Raw genomic sequence first — 15,406 nt, 5'->3', positions numbered from 1 at the left:
CCTCAGCAATTGGGTCAGGCCAGCGGGCGGACACCTCGGCACGAGGGATACTGAGAACATCCCCAGAACTGCCCGCCGGCATTCGCGCCCTTCTTGGCAGTGCGCTTAACCATCCCCGAGCCACACGCGGGACATGCGGCTGTGCTGGTCGAGACACCGGGTGGACTCGGTGGCGCGACCGGGTGCAACCTGTCGGCGATGTCGGCACGCGAAGACAGCGATTGCCGCGCTTGTTTGATCAGACCGAACAGTCGATGCCCATCCACCAACTTGACGTTGCGACCATCGGCAAATGCCTTGGCATCATCGCTGAAGCTGCCTGAGGTCACAACGAACCCACCTGTAGCACCCTTCGCCGCCATCACGCCGTACAGTTCGCGCACCACGTCGACCCCAACCTTGTAGGCCTTCCACTGCTTGCATTGGACGAGAAACTTCTCGGTGCCCTTCGAGATCACCAGGTCCACGCCGCCGTCTGCTCCACCGCCACCGGTTTCGGAGACACTAAAGCCTTGCAGACGAAAGGCCTCGCCGACCAACATCTCGAACTCGCGCCACGACATGCCGTCGAGCGCATCAGCGCCCTTGGCCTGTGCCATATTTGAGATCAAGGTTCGGCGTCGATGCCGTCGCCACGCTGAGACTCCCGCACCGCTGAGACAGATCAGCGGCACCGCATACTGGCCAATACCTGCCAGAACGGCTCCCATCGAGCGGACGATCAAGCCGCCCATCTGGCCTGGCTGAAGTGCGAGCTCCGTTGGAGGCGTTGCTAACTTGTGCAGGAGCACGTGCGCGATCACCGCGAGGACGACGCCCGCCCACCATGGCAGCAGCGACATCAGATCCATCAGATCTTCCGCAAGACTCGTTTTCTTTCTAGCCAAAATCCCTCCAGTGGCGACCAAACTTCTTATTGCCGACGACTGCGCAGACGATCCCTTGGTAACGATGGAATGTAGCGGTCCTCGGCCAAAAACTTCCGATTCAACACAACAAAGTCGGATGCTGATCAGCGTAGTGTCAATCACGCGAGTTCATGACAAGATTCTGTGACGAAGGGGCTGCCGCTGGATATCATGCTCAGCGTGAGAACAACCCCCACCGACGCGCACCTCGCGCGCATCTATTACGACATCCTCCTTGACCATGCCCGGAATCATCCCGGCCAGGCGATCCGCTACAAAGAAGTCCTGGAACGCGCGAGGCGTGCACACCCAAACGACGAAGTCGTTCAATCTGCGATCCCAATATCCATGGGCCGGCGGCTGGAGGTGATCGTTCAGTTTCTAGGAGAGCACCAGTTGCCGCCTCTCACATGCCTGGCGGTCAATGAGACTAGTCAACCGGGCGCAAGTTATCGAGCCGTGAACGGATCGTGGCAAGCTGACATGGACGTGGTCTCTGGCTATGACTGGTCGAGGTGGCGAGGTCAATGGGACAGCCATCTTGACGCAGCGCGAAAGGCTGCGGTCCAGCTCAAACGGAGGAAAGAACAGGAAGCTCTCAATCTCGTGCATGAGGCTTACGTCGCCGGACAGATTCCGAAGCTTTCGCAAGATCAGAAGAATCAACTCATCGAGCTGCTCAGGGAAGGACTAGCGATGGAAGATGCGATGGCGGAACTCGCTAAGCCAACTTGAGGTATTTGAGAGTCGGAGGCAAACAAGATGAAATACCAGCGCACTATCGACCAGATTAAGCTTGGCAGGCTCACTCGCGACGAGCTGGAAACTATGCGAGGACGCGCTCAAGCCAATTTTGAAGACGGCGACAATGACAGTCATCTTGTTTTGCTAGCGCTAGACAATGCGGTCGCCAAGGACAGCGGAATCGTTTTCATGGGCTTTTGTCCAAACGGTGATCTGACCAACCGCCTCGATGACGAATGGAAGCAGAGCGGCACCTGCACCTTTGATTACGACGACAGCATCGACCAGATGAATCTATTTCGGAGCATCTGCGCAGGTGATCTGATTATCCTAAAGAAGTCCGAAAAGTTCGGTCAGACGATGAGCCTGCACGGACACGGCCGAGTAACCGGAACCGATACGGGACCAGACGCGCGTCGCCGTCTCAGGGTGAACTGGTCCTCAGCCGGTCGGTTCTCCAGCGATGTCCCCATGATGGGGTGCCAGTCAACGGTGAATCTGAGAAACATGCGAACCGTCGAGGGCGCGATGCCTCACCATTTTTTTGAATGGGCAGATCTGCCGCGCTTAGCCGCAACCTAGATCCAAACAGCTCACAGGACATCACCTCGCTCACGAGGTCTTGGTGACCTGCCACTGCAGTCGCCTCGGTCCTACGCCATTGGCCAAGAAAATGGCGGAACTGCCGCCAATCGGTACGGTTCGGCGTAGCCGGTCTAAACAACTTCCTGACGCCATGAACTGAGGCTTCATTCTGATGGCGTCAATGATGCCCTTCGACGGCGTAACGAGGTCGCGGCTCCCAAAACACTGGTAGGCTCATGGCAGTATTGGCACAAGCCAAAATACTGTATATATTAACAGTATTGACAAGAACCGGGCATGGCTTGGGCGGATGCCCGCGCCTTGGCCTTTGACATTAACAGCGGCGGTGACGAAAAAGACCGCCCCAGGACGAGAGAACCAAATGGCATACGAGCAACTCACGCGCGGTGATTTGATCCGCCTGCTCGAACAGCACGATGCAGAGCGCGCCGAGGCCGGCAAGGATGGAATCATCATGTCCTACACGGGGCGCACCGCTCCGTGGCAGATCATTCGTCAAGTTAAACCCAAACTCGCAAAGATCAATCAGCGATCATCTGCGGGAGCAGCGCAGGCACAGAGTCAAAACACCATCATGGATGGGGAAAACCTATCGGCGATGGTGACCCTCTACAAATATCGTGGTCAAGTCGATTTGATTCTGACGGACCCACCCTACAACACGGGTGAGGATTTCCGATACAACGACAAATGGGACAAGGATCCCAACGACCCAGACCTTGGCGAACTCGTGCCCAAAGAGGACGGCTCGCGTCACTCCAAGTGGCTTCGCTTTATGACGCCGCGGATCTGGATGATGCGCGAAATGCTCAAGCCTGGCGGCGTCATAGCCATTTGTATCGATCACAGAGAGTTATACCGGCTAGGTATGTTGATGGATGAAGTGTTTGGTGAAAACAACCGCCTGGCCATCATCAACTGGCAGAAAACTACACCAAAAAACCAAGCACAGCACATCACTGTCACGACAGAGTATGTTCTTGTATACGCAAAAACATCCGAACGCGCAAAAACTGGCATGGTGGAGCGTTCGGCACTAGCTGATGCCCGTTTTGGCAATATCGACAAAGACTTGCTTAGCGACTGGAAACAAGGCGACTTGACCGGAAAAGGCACTAGCGCACTTGCGAATTATGCGATCCAGTCGCCCTTTACGGGGGAGTTTCATGACCCTGGCGAACGGCATTGGGCCAACAAGCGTGCACAGATTAAAGCTTGGGCTGAGGAGTGGGGTGTTGAGTATTTTGACCTTGACATCGGCGATGGTCGCGGCAAAGCGCTTGCCCTAAAAGGATGGCGAATAGAAGAGACAGCCAGTCAAAAAAAGGCACGTGTAGCTGCATACCGCAAGAAAGCAGTAGCGCGATTGAAACAGGGTTCGTGGCCCGTTCTTTATTGGGGCGTTGACGGCCTTCAAAAGCCTGTAAAAAAAGTCTACAAAACTCTTGTTAAACAGGGGGCGGTACCTCAGTCGTTCTGGCTATCTGATGAAGAAGGCCCGATTGATTTGGAAGCAGTTTCTTGGCTACGAAAAATGAGTGGCCGATCACGTGATGGCATCGAAGAACTCGACGATATCGTTGGCAAAGGCCATGGTTTCGAGACGGTCAAACCTTTGAAGCTGATCAAGAAGATTATTCAAATTTGGTGCAAGCCAGATGGCATCGTGCTCGATCCTTTCGCTGGTTCGGGGACGACAGGTCATGCAATCTTGGAACTGAATAGCGAAACTGATTCAGATCGGCGCTTCATTCTCGTCGAGCAAGGTAACGACGAAAAGGGTGACCACTATGCTAAGACGCTGACCGCAGACCGGATTCGACGAGCGATCACGGGCGATTGGAAGTCGGGTGCACGCGAGCCGCTTGGTGGCGGTTTTCAATTCGTCGAGTTGAAACGACAGCAAGTAGATGCCGCGGCGGTAAACGCACTGCAGCGAGAAGAAATGATTGACCTCCTGTTGACAAGTCACTGGGACAAGTCTGATCGGGCGAAAACTTCGCTTACTCGCTTCTCCCCTGAAGTAAGTCGGCGCTTTTTGTTTGCCACCAATGCGCGCAACGAGGGATTTTTCTTGATCTGGGATGGAGCAGAGCAGCCTTCCATCCTCAACCGCGAAACATTCAAAGCTATCGTAGAAGAAGCGAAAGCCCATAGCCTGACAGATCGCTATCACGTGTATGCCTCGCTCGCGCCCTACTCGGGACGTACCGTCGAGTTCTACAAGATTCCGGATCGAGTGTTGGAGCACATTGGCTTCAATACGCGCGCTGACGCCTACAACAACGAGACCGAGACTGAGAACGAGCAGGGATGAAAGAAATCAAGTTTCAGAACGATGCGGCGCTCCAAATTGCACGCCGGTACGCGTTCTTCGCTACTCACGACCAACGACCTGGCACGCGTCGGCTCGCCGACCCCTTCTTTCAAGCCCTTTCCGCGCTAACGGGGGCGGGCAAGACACCAATCCTGGCCGAAGCGGTGACCTTGATCCGCAATGAACTCCAAGGCGAGCCCATCGTCTTGTGGATGTCGAAAGCGCGTTCCGTAGTGACCCAAACCTTCAACAACTTCAACGGCGGCAAATATGCCCCGTTGGTTGAAGGTTTCCAAGTTTGTACCATCAAGGAGTTAAAGCCTACGATGGTTGAGGACAGCAGCACGCCGTTGTTGGTGTTGACAACCACGGGCCTGTTCAACAACAAAGACCAGGCCGAAGGTGACTTAAGAATCTATCGCGCAGCTCAAGATCGCCAAGGCGGCAAGTCCATGTGGCAACGCCTGATTGACCGTAGCGATGGCCAAGCCCGGCGCCCACTGATTATTGTTTACGACGAAGCGCATAACCTGTCTGAGCAGCAGACTGACATCCTTCGTGAATTGGAGCCGGAGGCTTGGCTGCTAGCGAGCGCCACGATCAAGTTACCCACCAAGTTTCATAACTTGGTCATACAGCCGACAAAGGGTTGGGTGGTACGAAGCTCGGGAGAGAAAGAAGCATTCCAAGCGTTGGGGGCTCTCAAGGATGGGGATCCAGACGCAGACGCATGGATGACGACCCTAGTGGACAGTCAAAAGGTGGTCGATGCCGAACTGGTGAAAAATGCAATCCACTTCGATGGTACGACGGCGCCAATGGAAACGTGCTTGGACAGTTTGATGGAGCGTCGCGGCATCATCCAGAAGGAAATCACGAATAGGGGCCTGCGCATCAAACCAAAGGCCATCTACGTGTGCAAGACTAACATCACGGATGATGGGCAGCCCGACGATCCAGCAAAGCCATTTAACCTGCGCCAAGCACCGCCAATTCGGATCTGGCGCTACCTTGTGGAGTCCAAAGGGATCGATCCGGCTTCAATTGCGATTTACTCCGACTTGAAATTCACTGAGGGAACAAAGCCGGACGCGGTTGTGCATTTCTCAAAAGGTGATGATGACTTCGATAAGTTTCACGAAGGAGACTTCGAGCACATCATCTTTAACTTGTCGCTGCAAGAAGGGTGGGATGATCCCGAATGCTACCTAGCCTATATCGACAAGTCCATGGGCTCTTCAACTCAAGTCCAACAGGTGATCGGTCGCGTCTTACGGCAGCCCCACGCGACGCACTACGACAGTGAGGTTTTGAATGCCGCCCACTTCTTTCTACGAGTAGATAGGAAGAGCGTATTCACGCAAGCACTCGACTTGGTCAAGGCGAAGTTGGATCAAGAAGGCGCACCTATCGCAATCTCGTCATCGTTCTCGGGAGGAAATAGCCCGGGAGCTATTGAAGTACTGCCACGCGATGACCTGCCATCCGCTCTTCATAGCATCTATGTGCTCAAAGAAGAGGCGATGTTGGTGGTGGACCAACTACTGAACCAATTCCCCACATTTGCCGAGGGTGGAGCGGACGCAATCGGAACAGCAGAGAGCGCTAGCGCGATCATCAAGGTCAGCGACAAAGCCGGCTCCGCCACCGCTCCTGAATGGACCGAGGGCGGTAACACCAACCCCGTTCGCTTGCGCTGGCTGTTGTCACTCGCCGTGCGCTCGTCCGCCCCTCAGGCAGGGAAAATTATTAACACAAACAGCCCGAAATTTGACGTGCGCGTGCAGGTGCGGAGCAATGCTGAAGTGGCGGTAAGAGACTTGGCCGAGAAGATCGGGGCGGCATATTTCGAGCACTCCGAACTGATCTACGAGGAGGACGATCCCTTCACCTTCGGTCCGGTGCGTGTGGTGAAGGAGGGGGCCCTCAAGTTCGTCAACAGCCTCTATCCGCAATACAGCAAGATGGGCGCCGAAGAGGTGGCGTTTGCCCGCGGCTTGGATGCCGCTGGCGTGACCTGGCACCGCAACCCTGTATCGGGCGGCTATTCGATACCATTGCTATCGCCAGGCGACACGGCTAACTTCTTCCCTGACTTCTTGGCATGGAAGGCCAACAAGGTCTACGCCATTGACACGAAGGGCAAGCATCTATTGACCGAAGCGCTGCTGAGGAAGATGTTCGATATCGGCAATGGGGACCGACCCCGAGTACAAGTGCGGTTCGTGGTGAAGGGCAAGCAAGATGCACTGGGCGCCAAAACCATCTCTAAAGAAGGTTTCACGATCTGGCGAATAAAGAACAATCAGACCAAGCCTGTCTACGTAGACACCATGGCAAAAGCCGTCGCCGAGTGTTTGAAGTAATTCTTTGCGCGATTAATTCCCACCCTGCGATAGGGCAGTATTCGGATCGCCTCGCACAGCAAAGCAAAGCAAAGCAGCGGATTCAATTAAATAGTGAATCCGTCAGCCGGGCAGGAGCCATATTCTTTGAAAACCCCGCATGCCAATTGCGGAAAGCCAGCGTCGTTTCTTGTGTTTCCGCTATCCGCTTATGAGTTTTAGAATTATGGAGTCCAGCCAGAAGCCGCTTTAACCCAGTCCCAAATCCCGCCTTGGAAAATCGCCCCCAATGCAAGCAGTGCTGGAGCAGCGATAGCTTTCTTCCCAAGCAACTCTAATGCTTGTGCAAATCGCCAATCTTGAAGTGCGGCGTGCCTACGGATAAAAATGGATGATGCGACGCAGGTAAGTGCCATCGGCAGGAGTCCTACCGACATAGCTGCGGCCCAAACAGGCACACGTCCAATGGTTGTCGAAAACTTTTCGATTGAATACCCAGTCCACAGCCCAAGGCCGATGCCGACAATTGCGGGGATCACAACCGCGCAAAGGACAAAGCGAAGCCTGATTAAACTGGCGTGAGCGTCAGCCACCTCCCTCTCTTTTACTAGCAACTTTTCTGCATGAGCCTCTCGAGATTGTTCGGCCTCAGCGGCTCTTCTTTCAGCAGCTTCCGCTTTTTCCCGAGCCGCTAAGAGCTGATCGCTACTTGCTTTCAAAGCCAACGCGGACTGCTCAGCGCTTTTCCGCTCTGCCTGTAGTGATGCTTCAGTTTTGCTCAAGTACCCTTTTGCCAGTTCCAAAGAGCTCAGTGCCGCTTTGTGCTCGCTAAGCAGCTCCTCTCTAACCAATGCAAATACTTGATCATTTGAAGCATCCGAATCTTTAAGCCTTCCTCGCAATGCTCTGTTAGCAAGAACAGAACTTACAGTTTCTTCCGTTAAGTCGCCGATATTTTCATAGCGAGATAGCGCTTGGAGTACCTGAACAGTGGCTCTTTCATCCTCCGGATCGAATGACTGAAAGAACAATGGCAATCTAAGGCTATCCACCAAACTGGCCTCTAGTTCTGCGGTGCGGGGCACCCAGAATTGGACGAGTTGGACTAAATTGCTAGGATGTAGGACGATGGGCAGATTGGATGCTCCTGCTGCGCGCTTTCTCCTATCGAAGGCGATGAGCCGCCAATCTATTGAAACCGCCCAATACTCTACGTCAAACGGCGAATCAGCGAGTGCAGATCGGCGATCCTCCACTGCGTGCCAAAGCACCGCATCATGAAGATGAGTCTCGTAGCCTTTTCTTTTGGATTCCGGAACCTCCTTTTCTTCACGCTCAATCTCTTCCAAAACATCGTCTACAACGTCCTGCCGTTGGTTGTATATAGCAGGGTGAGCGTCAAGCACTTCGATGCCCTTGCTGCGTAGAATAGTTCGTAGATCATCAATATAGGGCTGAAAAAAACTGCTGGCCGTCAGCCCAGAACTCAGTGATGCAGCGGCGAAAAATTTTCTCGCAATGCTTGGCAGTGGCTGTCGCACGGCGGCCCTTGCCATTGCCTGCGTAGTCCGAACCCGCTCAACGAGATTCATCTGATATGCCAGCGTGCGCTTCGCTTCTTCAAGCGTACCCGGAAGCACATACAGCTTAATCTCAAGACTTTTGGCGGCCCTCTGGGCAAGGTCCACTAGAGATAGCGCAGAATCATCGCCAGGGTTATCGTGAAGCTGCAGTACCGAAAAGATAAAATTCGTGTCTAGGACAACTTTAATAGTCCGTCTTGAGCGGGTTCCCTCTATTGCCGCAAGCGTTTCCGGTCGCAACTGCGAAGCCTCCGCAAAAAAATGCGCCGACATTAGTCTAAGGACTTGGTTGCGACAGGCATGATTGCTTGGTGCAAAAAAAACGGATAGCACGCGTCGCAAACCCTCGTGCTGATCCGGTGCGTATCGATTTAGGAAACGCGCAACCCAGTCAACCTCTCGTTCGAGATTTCCGTCGGCCAACAAATGAAAAAGATTCGCCCCCGTTACCTGAATGGCGTGGGCAAGGGTTCGTTGAAAAACCTCCCAAACTGCCGCAGCTTCCAACTCGGGGCAATGGGTCCTGCATGACGTTTGAAATGCTTCTTCGCACTCCTCTTTCTCGCTGATAGCCTTTTTCTGTGATTCCGTTAGATCGTTTCTCTCGCGCTCCGTCAGTTTGAAACGTGACCCAGCCAAAATCGTCACTGACTGCTGCGAGCTAAGCACATCGAGCTGCTTTCGCAAAATTTCGTCCGTGAGTTCGATTCCAACCTCACGTTTCAAAGCGACCTGAAGTTCAATGAGTGTCTGAGGGATTTCCGCCTTCCAAAGTACGCCCTTGACGACTTGGCCGACCGCTTTTTTCCACCATCCCGACTCATTGAGTTCAACATGGTGAATAAGAGAAACTATTTCCGGTGATAGATTTTTCACGGTCGCAGCTTTGCCTCATAGATTTTTTATACTGTCCGGCCATCTCAACGCCCTGTGTCTTATCCAACCCAGCGCTATCAAAATGCATGTGTTCAGATGGGTAGCAAAGTGTAAGGGGCAGACCCGAGTTTTCACTGCGGGCTTCCGGCGCAGGCGAGGTTTTCGGAGGTACATCGCGACCCCTGCGACTCAGCTATCGGCAGGATGAGTTTCCGCGCGCTTGACCTGAACGTGCTGGAACGGGAGCCTTCAGAATTTAGAGCAGGCTAGGAATCTTGCGCTTGGCGACCGGCCGGATGTACCTGGCCAAGGTCACATCCGATTTGTGCCCGGTCTGCTCACGAATTTGCCAGGGAGCCATGCCGACAACTGCGGCTTCCGTGCAGTAACCTGCGCGGAGACTGTGGCCGGAAACGACCTTGGTCGCCGCAGCGCCGTGCACGCGCCTCACGGATCGCTTGACAACCAGCGCTACCGATTGCGGCGTCAACCCCTTGTCGCCGACTAGGTTGCCGTGTCGGCTGACCCAGCGAAAGACAGGGCCACGAACGATACCCGAGAGCGCCAGCCACTCTTCAAGCGCTGCAACCGGACAACGCTCACTGTCCTTCGCATGCGGAATCCACACGGTGCGCCCCGCGCCCTCCTGGTCCGTCTTGGATCGTGGCAAGTTGATTTCCACTCCCGCCTCGAAGCGCGTGATGTCGTTGCACCGGATCGCAACCAGTTCGGAGCGCCGCAGCGCCCCTGCAAAGCCGATCAGCAGCAACGCCCGGTCGCGCGCCGCCTTCAAGGGCTTCTGCCGGTTGACCATGACCAGCATCTCCAGAAGGTCAGTCTTCACGAGCGCCTTCACGCGCCGCTGCGCCACGCCGAAGGTGCGCCGGATGCCTTGCATGGTGCGCTTTACCAGGCGATCCATGACGGGCGACTTCAGCCCTTGCTCGGTGTGCCCCTGATGGATGGCGATCAATCGCCGCTGGAGTGTGGCGACCGCGTGTACGCCGGCAAACTTCGCGGCATAGTCGGCCACCATCTCCGGCGTAGCCGGTATCTTGCCGCCGTGCTGACGGAAGTGCCGCAGGTCGCCGAGGTATGCACGCGTCGTAGCGGGGCTTTGTGCGGCAGACGTGAAGTCGTTGACCGCCGCAGAGACAAGTTCAGCATCCCCCGGCGAGACCGTCTTGCGCCCATTGCGCACGGCTGAGGTCGCCGCCGTTGACTTTGATTTGCCCGCCGCCATTAGCCTTCCCCTTCAGACGGGCCATGGGCGTTCAAATGCTGACAGTGCGCGTTTACGACGCTAGCCCAGACCGCGAGGTCCCCCAGCTCGGCCAAGAGTCGACCAATCCCTGCAAGCGCCTGACTGCTCATCTCACCGTCATCGACGGCCTGCGCGGCATGCAGCAGCAGATGCCCTATCGCCGCGACGGCGCGGTGGATCAATTCGATGAGGGCGTCCAACTCGCTCGCAAGATGCTGTATTCGTTGCCCGTCGACCGCTTCGAGGTCGAGCGCGCCATCCATCACCGGCAGGCCGGGCAACAGGTCCAAGACAGCGCGCATCGCGTGATGCGCCTGTGGGGAGTGCAGAGAGTGCTGCATGGCTGAAGGACTAGTATTCATCTGGATACAAGAGCGTGCTGGCCGCCCTCGCGTCGTCGTCTCCCACTGCTTCCGTGGTCACCCAGATCACGGCGTAGGCAACGGTGAAGGTCGAAAGGAGCCGTGCACCCGAGTGCAAACCCCGGTCATTTTCCCGTGCGTCGTCTTCGTCCACGTTGCCCCAGTCGCCATGCTGGTGGCGCATCAGCAATGTGAGCGGTTGAACGCCATGCTCTGCGAGGTGGGCAAGGACCGCAGGCGTCGACAAACATCGGCCTAGCGCGAACAGCGGCCTGCACTCCTTGATGCGTTCGTCGGCTTTGGCGGATCGCAGGGCCTTGCCGTCTTGCGCGGGCAAAAGTTTTTTGTCGTCTGACATGGGTACTCCTTGGGTTGAATGAATCAGGGACGCAGAAACGACAAAGCACGCCGGTCGCGCGAGCGGCATGCTCTGTGGGGGGATGCCGTAGAGGGCTACGGCGGATGTGAAATGACGGCGCTACTTCACCGGCGCCACCTAACCGGCGCTACTTGACGGACTGCGGCGAGGCGGTGCCGACCAGCAGCCTGTCCTTGAAGAACGCGAGCCAGATGTCGTAGCCCAGCTTGGCGTCGCCACGGTTGCCGGCCTTGAAGCCGCGCGTGAAGCAGGTGTGCTTTAAAGCGGCAAAGCCGTCAGCCGTGCCGGGGAACTCCTGCCCGGTGCCCAGCAGCTTGAACTTGCCGTCTGCCAGGATGTTCTCGCAAGCGCTGCCGTTCTCGGCGTTCTCTTGGCGCTCGGCATACGGTGCGTCCCAGTCGTGCAGAGCACCATCGAGGACCTTGAACGTGACGTTGCCGCCGCGCGCGTTCATCCATGCGCTGTGGCGCTCGCACTGGGCCACAGTGGCGTGGGTGTCATCGCTGCCGGACATCAGCAGGATGGGGACTGCCTTGAAGCGCTCGACTTCGGCTCGGTCGGTGCAGGCCGCGTAAAGCGCCACCGATGCATCGAAGCTGAGGTCGACAACGGCAGGAAGGCCGTTTGTCTCCCGCGTCATGGCCTCCACGAACGGGCGCGCCACATTAAGAGCGCCATTGCCACCCAAGCTCTCGCCCAGGAATCCGAACTTGGCGTCCCTCCACTCCGGCTGCTGGCGAAGGGTCGCAACGATGGCCAGCGCGTCGGTGGCGTAGTTAATGCCGTCCACGCCTCTGCTGCGTGCCGCGACGACATCGCCAGAGCTGGCGGTCATGCCACGCGCGCGCCACGGGTCCATGACCACGGCGTTGATGCCATTGTCCGCAAGATACTTGGCATAGTCGCTGTGGCGCTTGTCCAGGCCGCCGGCGCCCGGCGCCACGACAACCAGTGCCTTGCGGTCGCCACCCTTCACCCGCGCAAAGTGCACCGGTACCTTGATGGTCTCGCACTTGAATCCCGGCGCCTTATAGAAACCCGTGCAAGACTGGGCCGGCAGCTTGTCGCTGTCGAGGCCCTTGGTATCGAAGACGTTCGCGGCGAAGCCGAACCCGAGTAGCTGCGCCTGGGCCAGCGTACTTCCGGCCGTAATGGCCAGAGGCACGATGACTGCACGCGCCAGCAGGAAGCCTCGGCAGATCAGTCGGCGGCGCGGTTGTGTATGTCTTTTGAATCTCATGAATGGGGTCTCCGTTTGTAGATTTATGAATCCATATGCGGCGCGCAGTTTGCCAGATGTAGATTCATCGTCTATGGATTTATCGTCTTGGTCTGAACAGACTCACCGGCATGCGGAAGTCGTCAGCCAAACTGCCAACCAAGGAAGATGTCCAGGTTGGTTTTGGTCATGCGGTGCGTGCTCTTCGGGATGAGCAGCAGTTGACTCAGGAGCAGCTTGCCGAATCCAGCGAGATGCATGTCACCTATATCAGCCAGATTGAACGCGGACTGAAAAACGTCTCGCTGTTCAACATCTATCGCATCGCCCATGCGCTAAGCGTGCCGCCGGGCGAACTGCTGAATGCGCCCGGCAAGTAGTCGGCTCGCCGGTAGATCGTCCTTACTTCGCTTTCCCCTTGGTCGCTGTCTTCGGCGTGATCTCCAAGTAGTAGATCGGCGACTTCGGCGTGATGAGTTGCTGAATGTCTGCCGTCACGATCTGGCGCGACGGGTCGGTCCAGTAAGCCGGGTCGATCACGTAGTGAAATGACTTGACCTTGCTTGTGGCCCGAACGTGATGCCAAACTACCCAGCGACCGTACTGTGTCGCAGGGTTGTACTGGGCCGTGATGAGGGCTACGTCCGGCAACGCGTCCAGGGTCGAACATTCCTTCTCTTCTGCGTTGAGACCGTAGTCGTGCAGGATGCTCTGTAGCTGGGACGCGTAGCACCAAGTCGGACCATGTTCAGCGACTCCATGCCGGAAGGCGGCTTTCATGATCGAATCTAGCGGCTGACTCGTCAGCATCGCGATGCAGGCCATGCCGTCATCTATGCGGATGTTCGGCTGCATCTCGACTCGCTTGAACGGCGACACGAAACCTGCGGGCAAACCTGTCTCGGCGGGCGTGCTGTCGGCAGCAGCAGAAGGCGCGGCGGTCTTCGCGCCGACTGCGGTCTTGGTTGCGACTGCGGTCTTGGGCTTGGCGGTGGCCATGATTCTTAGCTCCTAAATGAGATTGAAGAAGCGAGCGCCCATGCAGCGGCCCGACCTGCCAGCCAATGACTGCGGAAGGGATGCGAAGAGGAAAGGTAGAAGGTCTGCGAAACTGAGGCAAAGGCCTCAGTTCGCGTCTTGCTGCACTGCTGTGCGCTCGGTCAAAGCTCCGCTTTCATCTCGTAAAAACAGCGCTTCAACAGCTTCAGTTTGCCAGAGATCGTTCAGTAGGGGGCAAGTGTCGTGACTTTGGCAGGCATCAAAAAGTCGCTCATCTTGGCAAGCAAGTGCCACCTGAAAACATGAAATCCTGAAAACTCGAAGCATTTCAGGATTTCACGTTTTCAATGCTTTGGCTCTCCCGCCGCAGCCTGACGCTGCGCCGCAATCAGAGTACGCCAGCGCTCCGACTCCTCGGGCGCCGCGCGCAACGCCGCGGTGGCAAGACCCTCCATCTGCGCGAATCGAGACATGGCGCGACTGACCGCCGTCTCATTCGTCTCCAGGATGGTCGCCATTTGCCGCCCAGTGGCGCCGTGCAGCTTCATCATGGCAACCTTCAGATCGAACTCTCGGCGCTTCATCGTCCGTAAATCTGATCCGCTTAGGTCTGGGACGTAGTAGGTCCACTCAAGCTCCCCGCTCATAATCGTCCACCAGCAGCCTACGGTTTTGGGAAGGTGGTCTGCGTCATCCAACCTACCGCGCTGAACAAGGCATCCGCCGCCGAACTCGGTGGGTGCGGTCAGGTCCGGTTCGATGTAGACGGTGTTTCTCTCGTCCACCTCGTTTAGGCGCTGATTGGGCGTGGTGCGTTGCATGTAGATGACTGCTACACCGCCATGAGCAAAGCTGCGAATCCATTCGACAACACTCTGACGAGCGAGCCGATCCAAGTGACCTTTGGCCATGAGCGCAACGATGTCGTCGATCACCACACAATCCGTGCCCTCCGGCATGGAAGCTGTTAGCGCCTGGCGTCCCTCCTCTTTCTCGATTTCCACCGGCGTTAACTCACGATGAAAGCTCGGCTGGTAGATCGTCAGATTGTTGGTGACGAGCTGGCGGGCGGTCGCATCCAAGGTCTTCAGATGCTGGCGAAACCTCATCTGCTCCGTGTATGCCTCGGCGGAAGCGCTCAGATACCAAACTTTTCGGGGTCGCGTCGGAGCGAAATATCCCAGGCAGGTCGCCCCGGCCGCGATGGCGCTGACGATATTCACCGTCAACCGTCTCACGTCCACGCCAGGGGCGACGACAACATGGGTCACCGCTGACTCTTCAAAGAGGCCGTCAAACATCGTGGATGGTGCCTCGATGTTCGCGCTAAACCATTCAGCGCCGGTAACTGAGGTCACGGTCAGGAGGGTTCCCGCTTCGTCTTCGTTCCTCATGGGCGACCTCCGATGGCGTTGCGCGACTCGTCGGGGAGCGCACGACCAGCGCTCCAAATGCCGTGGAGCCCGGCCCGGGCGAGTTCGCGCAATCGGGCATCGCGCTCAGCGGCCCGGTCTTCCAGCCACCGCATCCATTCGCTTTTAAGCCAATATGAGGTGCTGTTGGGCTTGATGGCACCGTTGACAGCGGGATATTTAATGGGTGCCGGCGCCAAGCCTGCTTGGATGAGCTCGTACATCTTGGTCTTGCGCAGCTTGGTCAATTCCAAGACCTCGTGCAAGCGAAGCAGGCCGGCATAAATAGGGCCGTGGTCTTCCACAACTTGATCGATCACAAAGGGCATTTTTCTCTCCATTTGGGAAAGGAAGTGCCCAGAATCACGCGGACGACCCCCCTTCCCCGTTTT

General features: G+C 56.6%; 14 protein-coding genes. 6 read left to right on the top strand and 8 right to left on the bottom strand.

Annotation, left to right across the window (positions count from 1 at the left end; translation table 11 throughout):
- Positions 1–14: 14 nt before the first annotated feature.
- On the bottom strand, positions 15–890 hold the full coding sequence (locus ACSFBM_RS15525; protein ID WP_435485269.1) for a restriction endonuclease: 876 nt from the start codon (positions 888–890) through the stop codon (positions 15–17).
- 162 nt (positions 891–1,052) lie between these two features.
- On the opposite strand from ACSFBM_RS15525, the gene ACSFBM_RS15520 reads away from it, so the two are divergent.
- The 4 genes from ACSFBM_RS15520 (at position 1,053) to ACSFBM_RS15505 (ending at position 6,941) form a co-directional block, all read left to right on the top strand.
- The gene (locus tag ACSFBM_RS15520) at positions 1,053–1,643 is read left to right on the top strand and encodes a hypothetical protein (protein WP_435485121.1); all 591 of its coding nucleotides are present in this window, start codon (positions 1,053–1,055) and stop codon (positions 1,641–1,643) included.
- A 27-nt stretch (positions 1,644–1,670) separates the two neighbouring features.
- Positions 1,671–2,234: a hypothetical protein gene (locus ACSFBM_RS15515; protein ID WP_435485120.1), complete on the top strand. Its 564-nt coding sequence runs from the start codon at positions 1,671–1,673 to the stop codon at positions 2,232–2,234.
- 385 nt (positions 2,235–2,619) lie between these two features.
- The gene (locus tag ACSFBM_RS15510; RefSeq protein WP_435485119.1) at positions 2,620–4,575 is read left to right on the top strand and encodes a site-specific DNA-methyltransferase; all 1,956 of its coding nucleotides are present in this window, start codon (positions 2,620–2,622) and stop codon (positions 4,573–4,575) included.
- Positions 4,572–6,941, top strand: a complete 2,370-nt coding sequence (locus tag ACSFBM_RS15505; protein ID WP_435485118.1) for a DEAD/DEAH box helicase family protein — start codon at positions 4,572–4,574, stop codon at positions 6,939–6,941. Before ACSFBM_RS15510 ends, ACSFBM_RS15505 begins: the two co-directional genes overlap by 4 nt.
- A gap of 203 nt (positions 6,942–7,144) precedes the next feature.
- Here the strand turns inward: ACSFBM_RS15505 and ACSFBM_RS15500 are convergent, their stop codons facing one another.
- Both ACSFBM_RS15500 and ACSFBM_RS15495 read right to left on the bottom strand, forming a co-directional pair.
- Positions 7,145–9,379, bottom strand: coding sequence for a hypothetical protein (locus ACSFBM_RS15500; protein ID WP_435485117.1), 2,235 nt, complete (start codon positions 9,377–9,379; stop codon positions 7,145–7,147).
- A gap of 256 nt (positions 9,380–9,635) precedes the next feature.
- A complete protein-coding gene (locus ACSFBM_RS15495) occupies positions 9,636–10,622 on the bottom strand; it encodes a site-specific integrase (protein ID WP_435485116.1) in 987 nt (328 codons plus the stop codon).
- Between the two features lie 35 nt (positions 10,623–10,657).
- Here ACSFBM_RS15495 and ACSFBM_RS15490 point away from each other — a divergent pair, with 35 nt between their 5' ends.
- Positions 10,658–10,990: a hypothetical protein gene (locus ACSFBM_RS15490; protein ID WP_435485115.1), complete on the top strand. Its 333-nt coding sequence runs from the start codon at positions 10,658–10,660 to the stop codon at positions 10,988–10,990.
- A 4-nt stretch (positions 10,991–10,994) separates the two neighbouring features.
- On the opposite strand, the gene ACSFBM_RS15485 is transcribed toward ACSFBM_RS15490, so the two are convergent.
- Positions 10,995–11,363, bottom strand: a complete 369-nt coding sequence (locus ACSFBM_RS15485; RefSeq protein WP_435485114.1) for a hypothetical protein — start codon at positions 11,361–11,363, stop codon at positions 10,995–10,997.
- Positions 11,364–11,511: 148 nt separating this feature from the next.
- Complete coding sequence (locus ACSFBM_RS15480; RefSeq protein ID WP_435485113.1) at positions 11,512–12,624, bottom strand: dienelactone hydrolase family protein; 1,113 nt, start codon at positions 12,622–12,624, stop codon at positions 11,512–11,514.
- 110 nt (positions 12,625–12,734) lie between these two features.
- On the opposite strand from ACSFBM_RS15480, the gene ACSFBM_RS15475 reads away from it, so the two are divergent.
- Complete coding sequence (locus ACSFBM_RS15475) at positions 12,735–12,983, top strand: helix-turn-helix domain-containing protein (RefSeq protein WP_435485112.1); 249 nt, start codon at positions 12,735–12,737, stop codon at positions 12,981–12,983.
- Positions 12,984–13,005: 22 nt separating this feature from the next.
- Here the strand turns inward: ACSFBM_RS15475 and ACSFBM_RS15470 are convergent, their stop codons facing one another.
- From ACSFBM_RS15470 to ACSFBM_RS15460, 3 genes are all read right to left on the bottom strand, one after another.
- The gene (locus ACSFBM_RS15470) at positions 13,006–13,602 is read right to left on the bottom strand and encodes a hypothetical protein (protein WP_435485111.1); all 597 of its coding nucleotides are present in this window, start codon (positions 13,600–13,602) and stop codon (positions 13,006–13,008) included.
- A gap of 344 nt (positions 13,603–13,946) precedes the next feature.
- On the bottom strand, positions 13,947–14,996 hold the full coding sequence (locus ACSFBM_RS15465) for an AAA family ATPase (RefSeq protein WP_435485110.1): 1,050 nt from the start codon (positions 14,994–14,996) through the stop codon (positions 13,947–13,949).
- The gene (locus ACSFBM_RS15460; RefSeq protein WP_435485109.1) at positions 14,993–15,343 is read right to left on the bottom strand and encodes a helix-turn-helix transcriptional regulator; all 351 of its coding nucleotides are present in this window, start codon (positions 15,341–15,343) and stop codon (positions 14,993–14,995) included. The genes ACSFBM_RS15465 and ACSFBM_RS15460 overlap by 4 nt, the downstream gene beginning before the upstream one ends.
- Between the last annotated feature and the right edge of the window lie 63 nt (positions 15,344–15,406).

Origin of the sequence: Variovorax pasteuri, from assembly GCF_051216435.1 — a bacterium.
Taxonomy (GTDB): Bacteria; Pseudomonadota; Gammaproteobacteria; order Burkholderiales; family Burkholderiaceae_C; genus Variovorax.
This window is presented reverse-complemented; position numbering and strand designations above follow the sequence as displayed.